Origin of the sequence: Chryseobacterium sp. PCH239, assembly GCF_018924625.1 — a bacterium.
GTDB lineage: Bacteria > Bacteroidota > Bacteroidia > Flavobacteriales > Weeksellaceae > Chryseobacterium > Chryseobacterium cucumeris.
Genome location: NZ_CP073027.1, coordinates 3,121,279 through 3,139,931 on the forward strand (window position 1 = coordinate 3,121,279; position 18,653 = coordinate 3,139,931).

At 38.0% G+C, this 18,653-nt stretch carries 13 protein-coding genes; 1 reads left to right on the forward strand and 12 read right to left on the reverse strand.

What is annotated here, in order from left to right; all coding sequences use genetic code 11:
* The first annotated feature begins 489 nt into the window (after positions 1-489).
* Complete coding sequence (locus KBP46_RS14395) at positions 490-1,422, forward strand: MBL fold metallo-hydrolase (protein ID WP_216443534.1); 933 nt, start codon at positions 490-492, stop codon at positions 1,420-1,422.
* A gap of 29 nt (positions 1,423-1,451) precedes the next feature.
* On the opposite strand, the gene KBP46_RS14400 is transcribed toward KBP46_RS14395, so the two are convergent.
* The 12 genes from KBP46_RS14400 to KBP46_RS14455 all read right to left on the reverse strand — a co-directional run bounded on the left by KBP46_RS14400 (position 1,452) and on the right by KBP46_RS14455 (position 18,549).
* Entirely contained in the window at positions 1,452-2,987 is a 1,536-nt protein-coding gene (locus KBP46_RS14400) for a YifB family Mg chelatase-like AAA ATPase (RefSeq protein ID WP_216443535.1), read from the reverse strand.
* Between the two features lie 682 nt (positions 2,988-3,669).
* A complete protein-coding gene (locus tag KBP46_RS14405) occupies positions 3,670-5,952 on the reverse strand; it encodes a multicopper oxidase family protein (protein ID WP_216443536.1) in 2,283 nt (760 codons plus the stop codon).
* A 10-nt stretch (positions 5,953-5,962) separates the two neighbouring features.
* On the reverse strand, positions 5,963-6,424 hold the full coding sequence (locus KBP46_RS14410; RefSeq protein ID WP_216443537.1) for a heme-binding domain-containing protein: 462 nt from the start codon (positions 6,422-6,424) through the stop codon (positions 5,963-5,965).
* Between the two features lie 2 nt (positions 6,425-6,426).
* Positions 6,427-7,068 (reverse strand): DUF3347 domain-containing protein, encoded by a 642-nt coding sequence (locus KBP46_RS14415; RefSeq protein WP_216443538.1) that lies wholly within the window; start codon positions 7,066-7,068, stop codon positions 6,427-6,429.
* Between the two features lie 31 nt (positions 7,069-7,099).
* Positions 7,100-7,984, reverse strand: coding sequence for a DUF3347 domain-containing protein (locus KBP46_RS14420; RefSeq protein ID WP_062673027.1), 885 nt, complete (start codon positions 7,982-7,984; stop codon positions 7,100-7,102).
* A 952-nt stretch (positions 7,985-8,936) separates the two neighbouring features.
* Entirely contained in the window at positions 8,937-9,899 is a 963-nt protein-coding gene (locus KBP46_RS14425; RefSeq protein ID WP_123278662.1) for a T9SS type A sorting domain-containing protein, read from the reverse strand.
* 42 nt (positions 9,900-9,941) lie between these two features.
* Positions 9,942-11,339 carry an outer membrane beta-barrel protein gene (locus tag KBP46_RS14430; protein ID WP_216443539.1) on the reverse strand — a complete coding sequence of 466 codons (1,398 nt, stop codon included), beginning with the start codon at positions 11,337-11,339 and terminating at the stop codon, positions 9,942-9,944.
* The gene (locus tag KBP46_RS14435; RefSeq protein WP_216443540.1) at positions 11,332-11,898 is read right to left on the reverse strand and encodes an RNA polymerase sigma factor; all 567 of its coding nucleotides are present in this window, start codon (positions 11,896-11,898) and stop codon (positions 11,332-11,334) included. Before KBP46_RS14435 ends, KBP46_RS14430 begins: the two co-directional genes overlap by 8 nt.
* 106 nt (positions 11,899-12,004) lie before the next feature.
* Entirely contained in the window at positions 12,005-12,583 is a 579-nt protein-coding gene (locus KBP46_RS14440) for a DUF4840 domain-containing protein (protein ID WP_062673018.1), read from the reverse strand.
* Positions 12,584-12,837: 254 nt separating this feature from the next.
* Entirely contained in the window at positions 12,838-14,253 is a 1,416-nt protein-coding gene (locus KBP46_RS14445) for an efflux transporter outer membrane subunit (RefSeq protein WP_062673016.1), read from the reverse strand.
* Positions 14,240-17,398, reverse strand: coding sequence for an efflux RND transporter permease subunit (locus KBP46_RS14450; RefSeq protein ID WP_216443541.1), 3,159 nt, complete (start codon positions 17,396-17,398; stop codon positions 14,240-14,242). Before KBP46_RS14450 ends, KBP46_RS14445 begins: the two co-directional genes overlap by 14 nt.
* Before the next feature lie 29 nt (positions 17,399-17,427).
* Complete coding sequence (locus KBP46_RS14455) at positions 17,428-18,549, reverse strand: efflux RND transporter periplasmic adaptor subunit (RefSeq protein WP_216443542.1); 1,122 nt, start codon at positions 18,547-18,549, stop codon at positions 17,428-17,430.
* Positions 18,550-18,653 lie beyond the last annotated feature (104 nt).

The following is an 18,653-nucleotide window of genomic DNA, read 5'->3' on the forward strand; positions in this document are numbered from 1 at the left end:
AAACTCCTTGAAATGAGAAAAAAGGACGTAAAGCATAACCACAGCTTATTTTACTCAATGTGTTTTCATAATAGTTTTAAAAACCGAATGATACAGAGTTTCACTCGACCCTGTCAGTGAGCAGACCGGTAAACAGTGTTCAAACGATGTTTATTGCAGTCGAAAAGAAGAAAGAATACATTGCAGATATTCTTCAGGAATTAGAGACAAGACTCTATTCAGAATTTAAAGATTTAATTTTCATAATGTAATATTTTTAAAAATTTGGTAATCAAACTTATCATAATATTTCAAACTATGCGTTACATAATTACGATCATCTACCACATCCCGAAATAGATATTGTGGAAGAGATGAAAATAAAAAAACTGGATTACAATACATTACGTAACCTAGAGTAAAACTTTTCTATATCTATACTTAACAGGATCAATGTATGGGAATATTCTCTACATTTGTAAAACAAAATAAAATACACTTCATTCTAGTATGGATCAAAAACTGAAGAGAGACCATGGATTTATACACATTCCATGCAATGAACTGGATATTTTTATACTTTCTGACGGATATTTTGGTATTGGATATCACCAGCCTATCTTAGCACCAGGCATCCCTCAAAATCTTGTAAAAGATGAACTTCGTAATCTTTATCTATCTGAATCTTATTATGAAGCACCTATTAATGTTATGCTTATTAAAAAAGGTGACCGCAACATTTTAGTGGACACAGGAGAAGGGTTTTATGATGAAGAAAACGCGGGAAAATTGGTTTACAGCCTTACTGCAGCAGGATTTACGCCTGAGTCTGTTACTGATATTCTGATTACACACGCTCACCGGGATCATATCGGAGGAATTCTTTCTAAAAACGGGGATTTCGTATTTCCGAATGCCCATTATTATATTTCCAGTCAGGAATTTGAGTTCTGGACAAGTGATGAACCGGATTTTCAGAAAAGTAAAAACCCGGAAGGAGGAAAGCCAAGCATACCTTTGGTAAGAAAAGTTCTTTCTGCCATAAACAGCCGGCTTACAAAGTTTGAAATGGGTGATCAATTATTCTCATGCATTCAAACAGAAGCTGCTCCCGGACATACTCCGGGTCATATTATTTATACAGTAAATGATGGGGATTTATCAATAACCAATGTGGTAGATCTTTTTCACTCTCCCCTGCTTATCGCAAAACCGCATTGGGGAACACAATGGGATATTGACTTTGCAACAGGTGTTGAAACCCGCAAGAAAGTTCTTGAAAACTGCTATCAAAACAGAACACTTATCTGCTCTGCCCATCTTCCATGGCCGGGAATAGGATATATTAATAAAGTGAATGATCAGTTTCAATGGATTCCTAAAGTATATAACAATCCTTTTTCGATCAATCTTAAAATTGACCAGAAGGCAGGTACAGTATAAATTTTTCTAAGAAAAAGAGGTCGGATCGTTTATCCATTCCAGAATTCACGATCCAGACTTCGGTATTGTATGGCTTCGGAAATATGATGAGACAGAATCTTTTCAGATTCTTCAAGGTCGGCTATTGTTCTGGCAACTTTAAGAATTCTGTCATAAGCTCTTGCCGAAAGATTAAGTTTTTCCATAGCTAATTTGATGAGACCGAAAGACGTTTCATCCAGTTCACAATAGGCCTCAATTTCCTTAGGTCCTATTTGAGCATTACTGCTGATATTGAGGTTTTGATATCTTTTATTCTGAATATCTCTTGCTTTCAAAACCCGCTCTCTGATATCTTTGCTCTTCTCTCCTTTTCTTTTCTCGGAAAGCTGCTCAAATTCTACCTTTTGAACTTCAATATGAATGTCTATTCTATCTAAAAGCGGCCCGGAAAGTTTACTCATGTACCGCTGCATTTCGTAAACAGATGAAGTATTATTAGGATCATCGGGAAAGAATCCGCTTGGACTGGGGTTCATAGAAGCTACCAGCATAAAACTTGCCGGATAGTTTACAGTAAATCTGGCTCTTGAAATCGTTACTTCACGATCTTCCAAAGGCTGTCTCATGACTTCCAGCACAGTTCTCTTAAATTCGGGCATTTCGTCCAGAAACAAAACTCCGTTATGAGCAAGAGAGATTTCTCCTGGTTGTGGATAACTTCCTCCTCCTACTAGAGCAACATCTGAAATAGTATGATGTGGAGATCTGAAGGGACGAACAGTCATCAATGATGTTTCCGTTCCTATTTTCCCGGCTACAGAGTGAATTTTTGTTGTTTCCAAAGCTTCTTTCAATGTCAATGGAGGCAAAATACTGGGAACCCTTTTGGCCAGCATTGTCTTTCCGCTTCCGGGCGGTCCGATCAGAATAATATTGTGTCCGCCTGCTGCTGCCACTTCCATCGCCCTTTTAGCGGTTTCCTGACCTTTAACTTCGGAGAAATCGAAAGGGAAATCATTGATTTTTTCATGAAATTCTTTTCTGGTATCCAATGTTACTTTTTCAAGCGCTTTTCCTTCATTAAAAAAATCAATAACCTCTCTGATATTTTCAACTCCGTATACTTCAAGATCGTTGACAATGGCTGCTTCTCTGGCATTTTGTTTAGGAAGGATGATTCCTTTAAAGCCTTCTTCTCTGGCTTGAATTGCAATGGGTAAAACGCCTTTGATAGGTTGTAAACTTCCGTCCAGTGACAGCTCTCCCATAATAATATAATCTTTAACGTTCTCTGCCAGTATTTGATCGGAAGCAATTAAAATACCAATAGCAATGCTGAGATCGTAAGCAGAGCCCTCTTTTCTAAGATCTGCAGGAGCCATATTAATGGTAATTTTCTTCCCAGGAATTTTAAATCCGACATTTTTCAGGGCTGCAGAAATTCTATAGCTGCTTTCCTTAATAGCGTTATCAGGAAGCCCAACGAGATGGTATCCTACTCCTCCGGTATCTACATTCACTTCAATAGTAATGGTCTGTGCAGCCACTCCATGAATGGCACTTCCATAAATTTTGATCAGCATGATGTGTTTTTGAAGTAAAAATAAACAATATAGTATTTTGAAAATCTGAATGTTACATTAATGATTTTCTATAAGAATAAGGATATCTAAAAAGATTTCAACAAAAGGGCATTGAGAGAGGTTCTTCAAAAACTATTAAGATTTTCATGTGGCTCAGATAGCTTCCCCTTACATACAACAGAAATTAATCATTCTTTTTTCAAGAGTTATAAAAGTTCTCTATATGAAAAGCTTAATATTTTTGGTTTTACGAAAGGAAAATTCCACTTAAAAATTATCATAGAAAGAGAAAAGGGAATAAAATCCGCTAAAGTATTCCAGCACAGTGGATTTTTTGTTTAACAAGTATGTTAATGTAATATATCCGGATCAATTATCAAGGTTATAGATAAAGAAATACATAAAGAATTCCTTCATTCTGAACAAATTTTACTCAAAAATGAATATTTACAATGAAGAAACAATACTAAAATTTGGTATTGAAAAAGACTATGAAACTATATACTAAATTTTATCTGCATGAAGAAGCCATGTGGAGAGCAAAACATATCACTAAGGCATATTCTTCCTATAGATCCAAAAGAAAGAAGACCTGTCTCCTACATTTGACTTTGCAAACATAAGAGACAGCCAGCCTCCTCTTGTATCAGAATAGTGTGAGTATATTCTTCTTAATTATCATTTAGTAAGCTAAAGAAATTCCTGCTCCCCACCCCATATCACTGTCATAGTGGGCACGAATACTTACATTTTTATTAAGAATATACTTCAATTCGGTCATGTATTCTTTGTCGGTATTGACCATAAAGCCTCCTCTCAAACGTTTTGATATTGGAATATCTTCTCTCATCAGCTGTAAACGAATGATACCGTCATGATATACTTCTGCCTGAAAGTTGATCAGCATCGGAAGGGTATACACGAAACCTAAACTGATTGCTCTTCGGGTATCTTTTTCGTTCTTTTGCCCGAAGATATTTTTCTCCTGTTCATCTATTCCCATTTTTCTATAGCGGAAGTCAAATCCTACAAACGGCATAAACCACTGCATCTTCCCGATGTATCTTCCCAAATGCGTTTCCACCTCATATCCGTGCATATTATTATATCCTAAACGCCATTCTGCAGAGAGGTTCCATCTTGCGGTCTGAAGCATTGCATCCCCGTCATTTCCATTGGTTGCAAAGTCATTCTGAATCATAAAATGAGGCATATTGCTTTCTCTCTGAAGCATGTTATAGGCTTCTTTTTTGTCTGGTAAATAAGGGTTTTTATAATCATCTACTGCAAAAACCCTGTTCATTCCTGCCATCATATGATAAAGGATATGGCAGTGGAAGAACCAGTCGCCTTCTTCATTAGCCTGAAATTCAATTGTATCGGTTTCCATTGGCATCACATCCAGTACATTTTTCAGGGGAGACTTTTCTCCTTTGCCATTAATTACCCTGAAATCAAAACCATGTAAATGCATCGGATGCCTCATCATGGAATTATTATAAATGGTAATTCTTAATATTTCTCCTTTTTTTACAGGGATTTTATCGGTTTCAGATAAGATTTTATTATCCATGCTCCACACATAGCGGTTCATATTTCCGGTGAGGGTAAATTTTAATTCCTTTACCGGAGCATCTTTAGGAAGTTCTGTGTTATAAGGAGATTGCAACATGGCATAATTCAGGGTTTTAATATGTCCTAGAGCATTGGCATTATATCTGTTACTATCCATATTCATTTCCTGATCTGCATTCATATTGTGTTGGCTGTGATCCTGTTTCTGCTTTCCATCACCTGTAATCTCAGGGTACATCACCACATTCATATCCATTTGGTTAAGGCTCATTTTCATTCCCATATCATTAAGATCTCCGTTCATTTTCATCATGTCATTCATCATTTTCATTCCTTCAAAGTATTTAAGTTTGGGAAGAGGAGAAATAAGCTGTTTGATGCCATTACCTACAAAGTAACTTGCAGATTGGGTTCTGTCTTCTGTGGTAGCTAAAAATTCATAGGAAACGCCATCCTGAGGAATGGTTACTACGATATCATAGGTTTCAGAAACAGCAATAATCAGTCTGTCTACTTCTATCGGTTCCACATCATTACCATCATTAGCCACAACGGTAATTTTACCTCCTGCATAACGTAACCAGAAATAGGAAGAGGCTCCTCCGTTTGAGATCCTTAAACGTACTTTATCTCCTGCTTTTAGCTTTTGCCCATCAACGGTTGTTAAATCAGTACTGTTATTTCCATTGATTAATACTTTATCATAATATACATCACTTACATCCATGGCCAGCATGCGTTTCCACTCATTGGTCAGTTTTGTTTTAAAGTGACCTTCTTTAATGGCTTCCACGTAAGACTGTGTGGCATTTTTTTTAATGGCCGCCCAGTCGTTGGCATTGTGAAGCATTCTGTTGATATTATCAGGATTCAGGTTCGTCCATTCACTTAGGATAATAGGAACTGTCGGCAGGTCATCAATTCCTTTTCTGAAAGTTTTGTCATCCTCTCTTTTTTTCATGACGAAGCTTCCATACATTCCAATCTGTTCCTGAAGTCCGGAATGGGAATGATACCAGTGTGTTCCGTGTTGAATAATCGGGAAACGATAGGTATAGGTAGCTCCAGGCTTTATAGGTTTTTGCGTCAGCCATGGTACACCGTCTTCTTTATTGGGTAAAAATACGCCATGCCAATGCAGTGATGTACTCTCTTTCAACTGATTATGGACTACAATTTCTGCGGTATCTCCTTCTGTAAAGGTAAGAGTAGGCATTGGTATCTGTCCGTTAACAGCGATGGCTCTTTTTTCTTTCCCGGCGTAGCTGACCAGGGTATCTTTTACATATAGCTCATATCGTACTACTTTCTGTGCCAAAACACCTTGCCAGCAGAAGAAAATCAAAACTGCCTGAAGTAATCTTATGGCGATATTCTGAGGTATATTCATTGTATTATTTTTATTCATAAACTTTGCTCTGCTCTTTTAACCATTCGGTCATTGTTTTAATTTCGTCATCACTCAGTTTTGCTTTTCTGTGCATCAGAGTGTAAGACGACAATGGCATTTGCCTGTTTACAATCTGTTCTTTTATTGAATTCAGCAATCTTTCCTGTTTTCGGTTGGAATAGGTTTCCCATTCATTGAAATTCAGGTCATTTTTCGCCTCTTTAATGTGGCTTTCTACAACTGATCTTACAGGCTGTATGTAATCGTACCACACATAATCGGTATTGTTACTGTGACAGTCATAACAGGAATTCCGAAACAGAGTTTGTACTTCAGCCGGCATTTTATATACTCTTGTAAAATCTTTTGTAGCAGCCTTGCCTTTATCTATATTAAAGGCGGGCTGATACATTTGTATTGCAATAAAAAGAAACAGAACAAATACCAAAATTCTTTTCAGTATTTGTTTCATTCTCAGAACTCTTTTTTCACAGAACCACAGTTTAACATCTGATTTCCATAGTAAGGATTTTTGATGTCTTTGGTTTCACTGATCCATACTGCTCCTTTACCGTCATTATACATTGGGCAATGATCCTGATACAGTTTTTGTGAACTACCAAATAAGGCGATAAGATCCGAAACATCTTTACTTAAAGAAGCCAGATGCTCACGCTGATGATCAATTTTCCCTGCATTATCACCAATATGTTCTGCATTCTCCTTTATGTTGTCTGCTATTTCTTGATACTCTTTTTGTTTACTGGAAGGAATACTTTTCACATCCACATTCTTGAGGGTCGACAGTAATTTTTTTCCTGCATTGGCTGCTCCCTTGTCATTGTCTGCAACAAGTGCATTTTTAAGGGCTAAATAATCTTTAACAATAGGTTCAATGCTAAAGTTTTGGGGTTGAGTCTCTGTTTTAACCGTTTCAGTTTTCTGATCATGAGCAATTACTGGTTCAGCAGAAACAGCTGAATCATGTGATGGTGATGTCTTTGTCTCAGATATAGATGTACTGTCCTGTATTTTTACCTCACTGTTTTTATTTGGAGACTGTTTGCAGGAGATTGCGGCTGTTAATATGATGATTGATACTATTATATGTTTCATTGTATTGATATTTACTTATTAAAGTTTTTTATTATTGATGGTTGATGGTTTCCTGAACACTCCCGCAGGTAAGCATTTTAGAACCGTAAAATGGATTTTTGATGGATTCTTCTTTGCTAAGCCAATTCGCTCCTTTTCCATTATTAAACATTGGGCAATGTTGGTAATACACTGTTTCGCTATGTTTTGAAACTTTGGTAAGGGCATAGATATTTTCAGACAGAAGCGCAAAAGTACCTCTCTGCTTTTCGATGTCTTTAGTAGTTGCTATCTTTTCTGCCTGTGCTGTCAGTTCTTTTAAAACTTTCATCCAAACAGTATGTTCTTCATTGGAAAGCTTACCCATTTCAACATTCCGAATCGCTTTTACCAAAGAGGCTGCCCTTGCCGATGAAGTCCCTGCATCAGTATTTACCAGTGCATCTTTTAAAGAAAAATAATTGTCAAAAACTGCTTTAAGCTGAAATTCGTTTTTATTTTCAGAGTTGTTAGCCTGGGTCATTTTGCTGTGATCATGATTAGCGTGTTCGTTATTCATATTCATTCCCTGATCTTTATTCATGTTGGCAGGTTTTAATTCTCTTTTGTACTGGCAGCAGCCCGGCAGCTTACTGTAAACATCGTCCGGAGCTAAGAACTTTTCACTGTCATAACCCGCTAAAGCAATACGCTTAAGTATTTCTTCCTGATTTGTTTTTTGGGCATCATAATTCAGGGTAGCCATTTTTGTATCTTCATTCCACTCTACGGATGAGATATTCTTTAGATTCCCGGCTTTTTCGATATTGGCTTTACACATTTCACAGTTGCCATATATTTTTACTGTCTCTGTCTTTGCATTTTTGATCTGTGCAAAGCTTATAGTATATGATAGTAATACAATGATTACCATCAATATTTTTGATAATGATTTCATTTTTTGATTTTTAAAATTGATAATTGGAATACGACCGTGTGTCCGAAAACAAAAGTTTGCCTTCGACAAGACCTATTTCTGGCTGTATAGCCAGATAATTATCCTATTTTGGGAGGTTGCCAGATAGAAGAAAACCCTGAAGAATAATAGGTTTGACTGAAACTAAATTTAAGTTTCGTTTCCTCAATGAAATGATTTTTGATTTTCAGACCGTCCATAACAGGAAGTCCTGTTAATGAGATGACAGTTCCGCATCGGCAGGAATTGTGTTTACATTTGCCATTGCAATCATTATGGTCTTTATCTTTTTTACAAAAACCAGTTTTACAGCAGAATTTATCTGATAAACTACTAGTTTGACACTTATAACCTAAAGTTTGATCCTTTTTTATATCTTTTTTTGTGCACGCAAAGCTTAAGTTCGGTACTAAGAAAAGCACCAGACACAGGATAAGGATGCGGCCGATATGTTTGTTATAAGTTTTCAACCAAACAAAGTTACAATATTTATCATTTATATCTTTTTTTATGAAATTATTTTTGTGAATTTTTCTGCGGGTTGATGTTATTTACAAAAAAATCAATGTATTTCTGAATAGAAAATTTTTCAGACAAAGCTCGTAGCAAAGGAATTTATCTCTTCATAGAATAAAAAACCGGTACAAAAAAATTTGTACCGACTCAACCATTATTAAAAACTAACGAAAAAGATTATTGGTCTGAATACCGGAAAAAATTAGTGTGAGTCAGGAAGCCGGATGCCGGAAAGAGAAAGCTCCTTTGGGGGTAATTATGACCGTCATTAGATTAACAAGGATGAAAATGTATCTATGAGCGTAAAGTATTAAAATAAATCACTTTAGTTCTTCTTCAATACAAGGAACATCCCCCTCTGACATCCATTCTTCCTTCCCACAATCAATTTTTAACCTCTTCAGATTGTATAATCCTATTATTTTTTTATCAATCTATTTTTATATTCTGTTCCATCTGTGCTTTTAGACACAATGATATAATTTCCTGGTACCAGACTGCTTACATCAATCGCCTGGTTATATCTGTGATCTACTTTCTTCAGGACAAGTTTTCCGGACATATCAATGATGATAACTTCCTTATAGACTTTATCCGATTCTTTCCCGATATAAAGGTGCTGCGCGGTAGGATTAGGATAAATTCTCAGATTATTATCTTTAATTTTTGTCTCTCCAGTTCCCAGATTGCTGCAGAATTCCCAATCTCCGAAAGTCACCTCAACAAATGCAAACGGGTCTAACATCTCACATTGATCCGGACAATATTCAGTACAGGCATAAAATCCGTATTTCCCTGAGTTGGTTGCAACGTAGGTGTCTCCTACTACACCTGCAATAATACAAGGATCTCCTGCTACCGGCGGATTGCTCCCTGGTACACATTTGAACCAGGTATGTTTGCCATATACTAAAGGAAATATATTGTCAAACTGTACAGAAGCTCCATTGCAGACCTTCACGGTGCCCATATTTTCTTCATAGGTGCCCGGTGTATAAGTAGTCATCATTGCCGGCAGACCATATACAAACCCATCTGCAAATGCGGTAGGACTCTCTGCTGTACAGTCGCCCTCAGAAACCACTACTTTAAAATAATTCAACTGATCGTTACCACTAATGGTTAGCTGCTGAGATGTTGCTCCCGGAATAGCTACCCATGGATTGTTATTAGGTGTCTGCCAGGTCCATTCCTGTTTGTACCACTGATACGTTGTGTACGTCTGTGTAGTGGAAAGAATTTCATCTTCCGTACTACAGAATAAAATCGTTCCCGGATACTTTTGCCCAAGTCTCGCGCTGGTAATTGTGGGTGTACATTGTGCTTTAATATTCAGAATACTAAATAGTACAACCGCTAAAAAAATTAGTTTTGTTTTCATATATATAGATTATTAAGTTTGGTGTTGTAAAAATGGTCTGCCTTAATCCAGCAGTACTCGTATTCCGAATTTCATATTAAATTGAAAAGGCTTTTCCTTATAAATGGTATTAGGAGCACTTTCTTCTTTAAAATGGTACCCTATTCCCGGCTCTGCATAAATTCCGACTTTATCAATAAGTTTCAACTGAAGCCCTACTGCTGTATTGACAGAAAACTGCAAAGGTTTAGGCTCCACACGTTCTTTTGAGGAATCCTTAATTTGATCATCGACAACATAAGTTGTTGTAATACTGCCCGCTATTGGTTTTTCTACCAACGCTCCAGCTGTAATATATCCTGTAAATTTTCCTTTTTGAATGACATTATAATTAACCTGAACAGGAATTCCTATATAATGAACTGTCTGATCTCCTTTAATATAATTATTATCACTTCCGGAATGCAGCTCAGAAGAAAGCTTGGTATAATTCAGTCCTGTTCCTATTCCCCATCTTTTCCCCAAATTATAGTAAACAGAAAGCCCGAATGTCACCGGTACTTTATGTCTGATTCTAGCTTCTACCGGCTGACTTTGATTGGCCAGTAATATGGCCGTCAGAGGATCATCATGATATTCGGCTGTAGCCCATACCTGATCTATATTCATCGCTTTTCCAGTGATTGAAGCATAGCCCGGAAACTGCTGTTCTGCAGAATTGGAACCCATATTTCCTGTAAGCATACCTAACATCCATGATTTTTTATCTCTGGATCTCGTGGCTTTACGCTGTGTATTTTCAGCATAGACTTCTTTTACTTTTTCCTGATTAAAAAGAACCTCATCAGAAGCCTGTTCTTTTACAGTTTCTTTCACTGTATCATCAATAACTGATGTTTTCTGAGCGATCTTACTTTCCTGCTGAAAAGACTCAGATGCTGTCGGAAGCTTGAAGACATCCTGGATCTTCTGATGGCTTCCAGCCTGATTTTCTGCTCCATTATCAGCATATCTTGGTGTCAATGTTTTCTCCGAAGCACCGGTGTTCAATATATTTTCAGATAAAAAAACATCTGTTTTTGATTTTACTTTACTGCCTGAAAGATTCTCAGTTTCTATAGTTTTTATATAATTTTTCTCCTTTTCTCCTTTCATATCTGCCGGTTTCTGAGACAGCGTTTTTTCGGTATCATTCTGGGGCAGTATTCTGGTCAGCAAAAACAATAATGCAATGGCCGCTGCAATCCCTCCTACGCGATAAAATATGGATCTGTTTCCTGTATTTGTTCTCTTTTCTTTGTTTGCTTCACCTTCATGAACCTCAGGAATAAATCCGGGAATACTGTTATTTTCTTCTCCGGAAAATAATTCATCTTTAATGTCATTCCACAATCCTTCCGGAACGTCCTCTTCATGGTCATCCATTCTGCTTCGCAGATTATTTAGCCATTCGTTATTCATATTGTGCTTTTTTTGACATTTTAAATTCTTTTATTTTCTGAGCAAGCAGTCCTTTTGCCCTGTGAAACTGTGATGCAGAAGAATTCTCTGCAATCCCCAGCAGCCCGGCAATCTCTTTATGGCTTTTTTTCTCAAATACAAACAAGTTAAAAACAGTTCTGTACCCTTCAGGAAGAGTTCTGATCATCATCATAATATCATCACGGGGAATTTCTTCAAAATCCGGTTCTTCTTCATTAGGAATATCTGGAAGATCATCTACTTCTATGGCAGATTTAAAGTCTCCTTTCTGCTTAATATGCTTCAAGGATTCATTGACTGTGATACGGGTCATCCAGGCTTTTAAAGAACCATTTCCTCTGTACTCAAAAGATTCTATCGAACGGAACATTTTAATAAAACTGTTTTGGAGGACATCATGAACATCTTCTTTTTCTGCCAGATAACGAGAGCATACATAGGACAGATTTCTGGAATAAGCTCCAAAAAGCTCTTTCCAGGCAGCTTCCTCCTTTTTCAGAAGGTGCTTTACCAAAATCTGTTCTTTACTTTCTTCCATATAATGCTGCTGCCTCCGTATCCGCCGGGATATTATAAAACTGTCAAGCAAAAATAGATTGCATCTTTTTAATAAGGCGCAATCCATTGATGATACTATCTATTAATTAATTTTTTATACAGAATGGAAAATTATAATCAATCACCTCATAAGGAGTAACCACTGTACCATCTACTGTAATTTTTTCTGCTGTAAGAGCATATCTAAGCGTTTGGTCTAACCCTACATAATATCCTTTCTGCTTAGAAACGAATTCTACCACTGTCTTTTTATTCACTCCGTCTACAGGAATCTGAAGTTCCATTGTTTTAGGGGTCAAAGTAAGCTCTATCACATTATTCGCGGTATTGATTACTGCAGCATATTTAACATCATATTTCACTTTTCCCAGTGTTTTTATGGCATTTTCTGCTTTCACAGGATCTTTCACCACAGTCTTTACAATTTCACTTATCGGAAATTCTGCAAATGAGATCGTATCTTTCTTTACTTTGAAATCTTTTACGCCTTCTCTTTTGATATTTCCCTGTACAATAATCAGTTTTCCTTTATAGTTACCTGGTAAGTTTTCTATTTTTACAGGCGGAATATCCGGTCCTTCATTATCATTACATGAGTATAGGGTAAATCCTACCAAAACCATTAAAACTGTTATAAAAAATCGGGGTACTGTCAATTTTTTCATTGCATTACATTTTCGTTAAACATTAATTATTTTCGAGTACTCATCTATATAAATCATGTTTTCTGAAAATCTTGCATCCTTTTCTAAAAAAAGAATAAAAAAATTATAACCAATTGATTTTGTGAATATAAAATTTCATCATCTCATTGCAAATTCCGTACCTGTTATAAAAACAAAGCTCTATTTATCTTTTATAAACAGCAAAAAGGAAACTACATGACATAGCTTCCTTTTTATTATTTACCAGTTGTATTTTATTGTACTCCGCCTCCAAGTGCTCTGTAAAGATCTACCTCAGCATTTAATTTTTCAAGGGTCACATTGATGGCTTCCAGATCATTCTGAAGTTTATTGTTCTGAGCAGTGATCACTTCCAGATAGGTAGCCATCCCACTTTTATATAACTTCAATGCATCATTGATTCCTTTGTCCAGAATAGCTGTTCTCTGTTCTAAAAGCTGTAATCTTTCTGAAGAACCTTTAGACTTTGCCATAGCATCGGAAACTTCTCCCACCGCAGTCATTACAGATTGTTTAAAATTGATGGCTGCTTTTTCCTGTTCAATTAAAGCAGTTTCATAAGATGTTTTCAGTTGTTTTTTCTGAAAAATAGGGGCAGCAAGATTGGCCGCAATTGCTTTGGTAATAGATCCGGGAATATCAAACCATGAGCTGAATTTATTGGAATTTACTCCTATCTGTGGGCTCAGACTGATACTTGGATACATAGCAGCTTTTGCCAATCCGGTTTTGGAATTTAAACTGATAACGTTAAACTCTGCCATCTTCAGATCTGGTCTTCGGCTCAGCAGTTGTGCGGGTAATCCTTCTGACAGCTTATTTTCAGGAATCATTGTTTTCAGATTTCCTTCTCTTTCTACTTTGTCCGGATATTCTCCACAAAGAATACTCAGTGCATTTTCCTGGATAGAAATATTCTGTTTTGCCAAAGGAATCAGCAGCTCAGCGGTTTTCTTCTGTGCTTCCGATTGCTGAACCGCCAATGAATTAATTTGTCCTGCCGCAAACTGAAGATTCATCATTTTAAGGGTATTGTCACTCAACTCAATATTCTGTTCGGCTATTTTCAGCTGTTCATCTAGACTGATCAGATTATAATAAGCCTGAGCTACCTGAACGACGATTCTGCTTTTGATGGCATTTAAATTTTCTTTTTGTCCAAAATATTCTGCAGCAGCAGATTCTTTCTGCATTTTAGCTTTTCCCCAAATGTCTACTTCCCAGGAAAGCCTCAGTGCGGCACTGAAATCATCCATGTATTTTGTACCAACAAACTGTTCATTCAGAGAGCCGTTAAGCGTATTGGTAGAAGCCCAGCTTCTGTTGGCACCTGCTGTAAGATCTAATGTTGGCATCAGACCCAGTTTAGCTTGTTTATAAATCAGATCCAGCTGTTCTATATTTTTCAAAGCGACATTCACTTCATTATTTCTTGAAAGGGCTTTATCTATTAGGCCTATCAATTTTGGATCTTTGAAGAATGTCTTCCAGGGAAGAATTACTGTATCTCCTGTCACCTGCATGGATTCTTTGTAGGTCTCGGGAATCTGAAGGTCTGTTCTTGTATATTTTTTCCCTACGGCACAAGACATCAGTAGTGATGCCATTGCGCCTGAAATAAGGAAATTCTTTATATTAAATATGCTCATTTGTCAATTGATTTTCTGTTGTAGTATACTTCTTTTTGGTAGAGAATTTCTCATCCAGATACTGAAAGAACATGTAGAGTACAGGAATGACGAAAACTCCTAAAACCACTCCACTTAGCATTCCCATGGCCGCACTTGTACTGATGGATTTGTTTCCTGATGCCATTCCTCCTGAAGAAATCATCAGTGGAACCATTCCCACAATAAAGGCTAATGAAGTCATGATAATAGGACGTAACCTCGCCTTTGCTCCTTCCAGTGCGGAGTCCAGAATCGAAAGACCTGCTTTTCGCCTTTGTATGGCAAATTCTACAATCAGGATCGCGTTTTTGGCCAGAAGCCCGATAAGCATGATGAGTCCCACCTGTACATAAATATTATTATCCAGCCCGATGGCTTTTATTCCTAAGAATGCTCCTACAATTCCTGTTGGGATGGAAAGCATTACCGCCAGAGGAAGAATATAACTTTCATATTGAGCTGCCAGTAGCAGGTACACAAAAAGCAAGCACAGTCCAAAAATGGCAATCGTTTGATTTCCTGCTGATTTCTCTTCCAAACTTAATCCTGTCCACTCGTAGCTGTAGTCGGATGGTAGCTTGCTTAAAGTCTGTTCCAGTTTATCCATCAATTCTCCATTACTTACGCCTGGTTTTGGAGACACGTTGATGTTTAATGAATTGTAAAGGTTATATCGCTGAACGGATTCCGGACCGTAGACTTTTTTCAAAGTAATCAGTGTATTCACCGGAACCATATCTCCTTTTTCATTCTTTACGAAAATATCGTTGAAGGCCTGCTCGTCCATTCGGAAAACACCATCTGCTTTAATATTCACTCTATAGAACTTCCCGAATCTTGAAAAATTCTGAGACTGATCTCCTGAGAAATAGGTCTGAACAGTTCCCAACAGATTGGAAATGCTTACTCCCAGCTGCTTTGCTTTATCTTCATTTACTTCAAGTTCCATCTGAGGATAATCTGCCCTGAACATCGTGTAGGCAAATGCTACTTCCGGAACCTGCATCAACTGACCGATCAGTTCATCTGCTTTGGCCTTAAGAACCTGAGGATCTCTTCCCATACGGTCCTGAAGTACAATTTCGGCATCATTCGTCATTCCGTAACCTTCTACAGGAGGCATTCTGAAGGTCATTACACTTCCTTCTTTGATCACTCCCAATTTTGCACTTGCCATGTCTACCACTTCCTGGATATCCTGAACTTCACCTCTTTCTTTTTTAGGCTTCAGTTTAACAAATCCCATTGCATAAGCCGGCCCTGCACTGTTACTAAGAAGGTTGTATCCGGTAATGGAAGTATTTTCCTGCACCGCTTCCACTCCTTTTAAGATATCATTGATCTTGTTGGAAACCTCTGTCGTTTTGGTCAATGCTGTCCCGGGAGGCATGCTTAAAGTGTACATGAAGAATCCGTCATCTTCCATTGGTACAAAACTTTTTGGCGTACTTGACATCAGCCAGCCTGCAACCCCGATAACAACTACGATTAATCCTCCTGCAATCCATTTTCTCCCTATTAAAAAGCGTACTCCTTTTGCATAACGGTTGGTCATATTATTGAATCCAGCATTGAATGCCACAGCAAACCTCTGCCCGAATCCTTTTGGTTTTTTACCTTCTCCCGAGTGATTGTTTTTCAAAAACACGGCACATAAAGCAGGAGTTAAAGTCAATGCGTTAACTGCTGAAATAATGATCGCTATGGCCAATGTATAGGCAAACTGCTTATAGAATAATCCTGCAGAACCGGACATAAATCCGATGGGAATAAATACGGCCGACATCACCAATGTAATAGAGATAACCGCTCCTGTAATCTCACTCATTGCTTTGTGAGTAGCTTCTCTTCCTGAAAGGTTTGTTCCTTCCATATTACTGTGAACAGCTTCTACCACTACAATGGCGTCATCTACTACAATCCCGATGGCCAGTACAAGAGCAAAAAGCGTCAGTACATTGATGGTAAATCCCAAGACCAGAAGGAAGAAGAAGGTACCGATAATCGCCACCGGAACCGCCACTGCCGGAATAATCGTAGATCTGAAATCCTGCAGGAATATAAACACCACTATAAATACGAGGATAAATGCCTCTATCAGGGTAGATTTCACCTGTCCTGTAGCTTCATCCAATCTTTCTTTGGTACTCATTACCTTCGTGTATTTGATACCAGGAGGGAATGATTTTGATAATTGGTCAAGAGCTTTATTCACTCCTATTTCAATCTGATTCGCGTTGGATCCTGTAGTCTGCATAATCGCTACAGTCACTGCATTTTTCCCATTGGAAAGGTTATCTCCGGTATTTGAAATGGCTCCGAATTCTACACGGGCAACATCTTTTAACCTAATAACCTGGCTTCCTGTATTTTTAACAATAATATTTTCATATTGTTCCGGCTTGTTCTTTTTTCCTTTATAGCGGATTACATATTCTAAGGCTGCATCAGATTCCTCCCCAAGTTTTCCCGGAGCAGATTCCAAACTGTGGTCTGCGATCGCTCTGGAAACATCTGCCGGCTCGAGTCCGTAAGATGACATTTTCTGAGGATTAAGCCATATTCTCATGGAATAATCTTTCAACCCGAAAACCATGGCCTGCCCTACTCCTTTTACTCTTTTAACCTGTGGAATAAGGTTGATATTCGCATAGTTCTGAAGGAAAGTTTCATCATATTGTTTATTATCTTCCGTATAAATATTGAAAATCAATACCATACTGTTCTGCTGCTTGGAGGTGGTCAATCCCATTCTCACTACCTCCTGCGGTAGTATCGGGGTGGCCTGCTGTACTCTGTTTTGCACGTTTACGGCTGCCTGATCAGCATTCACTCCCTGTTTGAATATAATGGATATCGAGAATGTACCATCATTACTTGCCGTAGACTTCATGTATTCCATATCTTCCACTCCGTTGATCTGCTCTTCCAGCGGTGTTACCACAGAACGGATCACGGTTTCACTGTTTCCTCCGGGATATGATCCTGAAACGGTAATCGTGGGCGGAGAGATGTCCGGAAATCTGGTCACTGCCAGCTGGTTTAATCCTATGATCCCTAAAATAACAATGATAAGGGATATTACCGTCGCCAGTACAGGACGGTCTATTATCTTTTTTAACATTTTTGAATTTTCTAAGAAAGGTTATACAACTATTTCAAAGGAACAGTGTGTGCCACCACCTGTGCTCCGTCTGTAAGGGCATCAATTCTGTTAATGGCAATCTTATCTCCTGCATTCACGCCTTCTTTGATAAAGTAATCCTGGGAGGTACTTCCTGAAACGGTAATCTGTGTCATTTTCACTTTATCCTTACCATTCAGTTTATAAACAAAGAATCTGTCCTGAATATCTTTTACAGAGGTTTTCGGAAGTTTAATCACACCATTAAGGGCATTATGAATCATCACTCTGGCTGTTCCTCCGGCTCTTAATAATTTGTCCGGATTCTGGAAAACAGCTTTCATCTGAATACTTCCGGTATTTCTGTCGAAATTTCCGCTTGCATTTTCCAGTTTTCCTTTAAGAGAATAAGTGGAACCGTCTGCCAGGATAAGCTCTACATTTTCTGCTGTATTTCCTGATGCCGCAGCCTTGCTGTGTGCAATAAAATCAGCTTCGTTCATTGAAAAGTATACATTCACACTGTTGATGCTTGAAAGCGTGGTTAGTGGTGATGGATCAGACGGGCTGATAAGATTTCCTACTCTGTTCGGAATTCTGCCTATGTATCCGCTCACTGGCGCTTTGATATACGTAAAATTGGCGTTAATCTTTGAGGATCCCAATGATGACTGTGCCTGTGCAACCTGTGCTGATGCCGCTTTATAACTCGCCTGAGCGGTTTTCAGCTGCATATCGGAAACTACTTTTCCTTCTACAAGAGGTTTCAGTTTCTCCACTTCAAGTCTTGCTGTTTCCTGTGCCGCCAGCGCTGATTTCAAGGCTGCTTCATTGGTATTGACCTGCTCATTGTACACAGATGGATTTATTCTGAAAAGGGTCTGTCCTTTGCTTACATACTGTCCTTCTTTGATATATACTGCCTCCAGATATCCTGTTACCTGTGCTTTAATATCTACATTATCCTGTCCTTCTATGCTTCCGGGATATCCTGTAGACACGTCAGCATCTCCGGACTTTACCTGGATAAAATCTGTAGGCAATGCCTGCTGCATCTGCTGAGTATTTTCCTGGCCGTTCCCGGAACCGCATGAGTACAATATCGCTGCAGCTGTAAGTGAAAGTACCAGATATCCTTTTCTGTAATTCATAACATTGGTTTTTAAATTTTACAGGAGCAAAATAACTTCATCTTACAGTGATATTCATTCAGAAGTTGGGTGAAGTGTCATTAATCGCAGATGAAACGTATGAT

What these genes read in the sequence shown, in the direction of transcription:
- KBP46_RS14395 (WP_216443534.1), top strand. Translation starts at nt 490, where the DNA reads ATGGATCAAAAACTGAAGAGAGACCATGGATTTATACACATTCCATGC.
- KBP46_RS14400 (WP_216443535.1), bottom strand. Translation starts at nt 2,987, where the DNA reads ATGCTGATCAAAATTTATGGAAGTGCCATTCATGGAGTGGCTGCACAG.
- KBP46_RS14405 (WP_216443536.1), bottom strand. Translation starts at nt 5,952, where the DNA reads ATGAATATACCTCAGAATATCGCCATAAGATTACTTCAGGCAGTTTTG.
- KBP46_RS14410 (WP_216443537.1), bottom strand. Translation starts at nt 6,424, where the DNA reads ATGAAACAAATACTGAAAAGAATTTTGGTATTTGTTCTGTTTCTTTTT.
- KBP46_RS14415 (WP_216443538.1), bottom strand. Translation starts at nt 7,068, where the DNA reads ATGAAACATATAATAGTATCAATCATCATATTAACAGCCGCAATCTCC.
- KBP46_RS14420 (WP_062673027.1), bottom strand. Translation starts at nt 7,984, where the DNA reads ATGAAATCATTATCAAAAATATTGATGGTAATCATTGTATTACTATCA.
- KBP46_RS14425 (WP_123278662.1), bottom strand. Translation starts at nt 9,899, where the DNA reads ATGAAAACAAAACTAATTTTTTTAGCGGTTGTACTATTTAGTATTCTG.
- KBP46_RS14430 (WP_216443539.1), bottom strand. Translation starts at nt 11,339, where the DNA reads ATGAATAACGAATGGCTAAATAATCTGCGAAGCAGAATGGATGACCAT.
- KBP46_RS14435 (WP_216443540.1), bottom strand. Translation starts at nt 11,898, where the DNA reads ATGGAAGAAAGTAAAGAACAGATTTTGGTAAAGCACCTTCTGAAAAAG.
- KBP46_RS14440 (WP_062673018.1), bottom strand. Translation starts at nt 12,583, where the DNA reads ATGAAAAAATTGACAGTACCCCGATTTTTTATAACAGTTTTAATGGTT.
- KBP46_RS14445 (WP_062673016.1), bottom strand. Translation starts at nt 14,253, where the DNA reads ATGAGCATATTTAATATAAAGAATTTCCTTATTTCAGGCGCAATGGCA.
- KBP46_RS14450 (WP_216443541.1), bottom strand. Translation starts at nt 17,398, where the DNA reads ATGTTAAAAAAGATAATAGACCGTCCTGTACTGGCGACGGTAATATCC.
- KBP46_RS14455 (WP_216443542.1), bottom strand. Translation starts at nt 18,549, where the DNA reads ATGAATTACAGAAAAGGATATCTGGTACTTTCACTTACAGCTGCAGCG.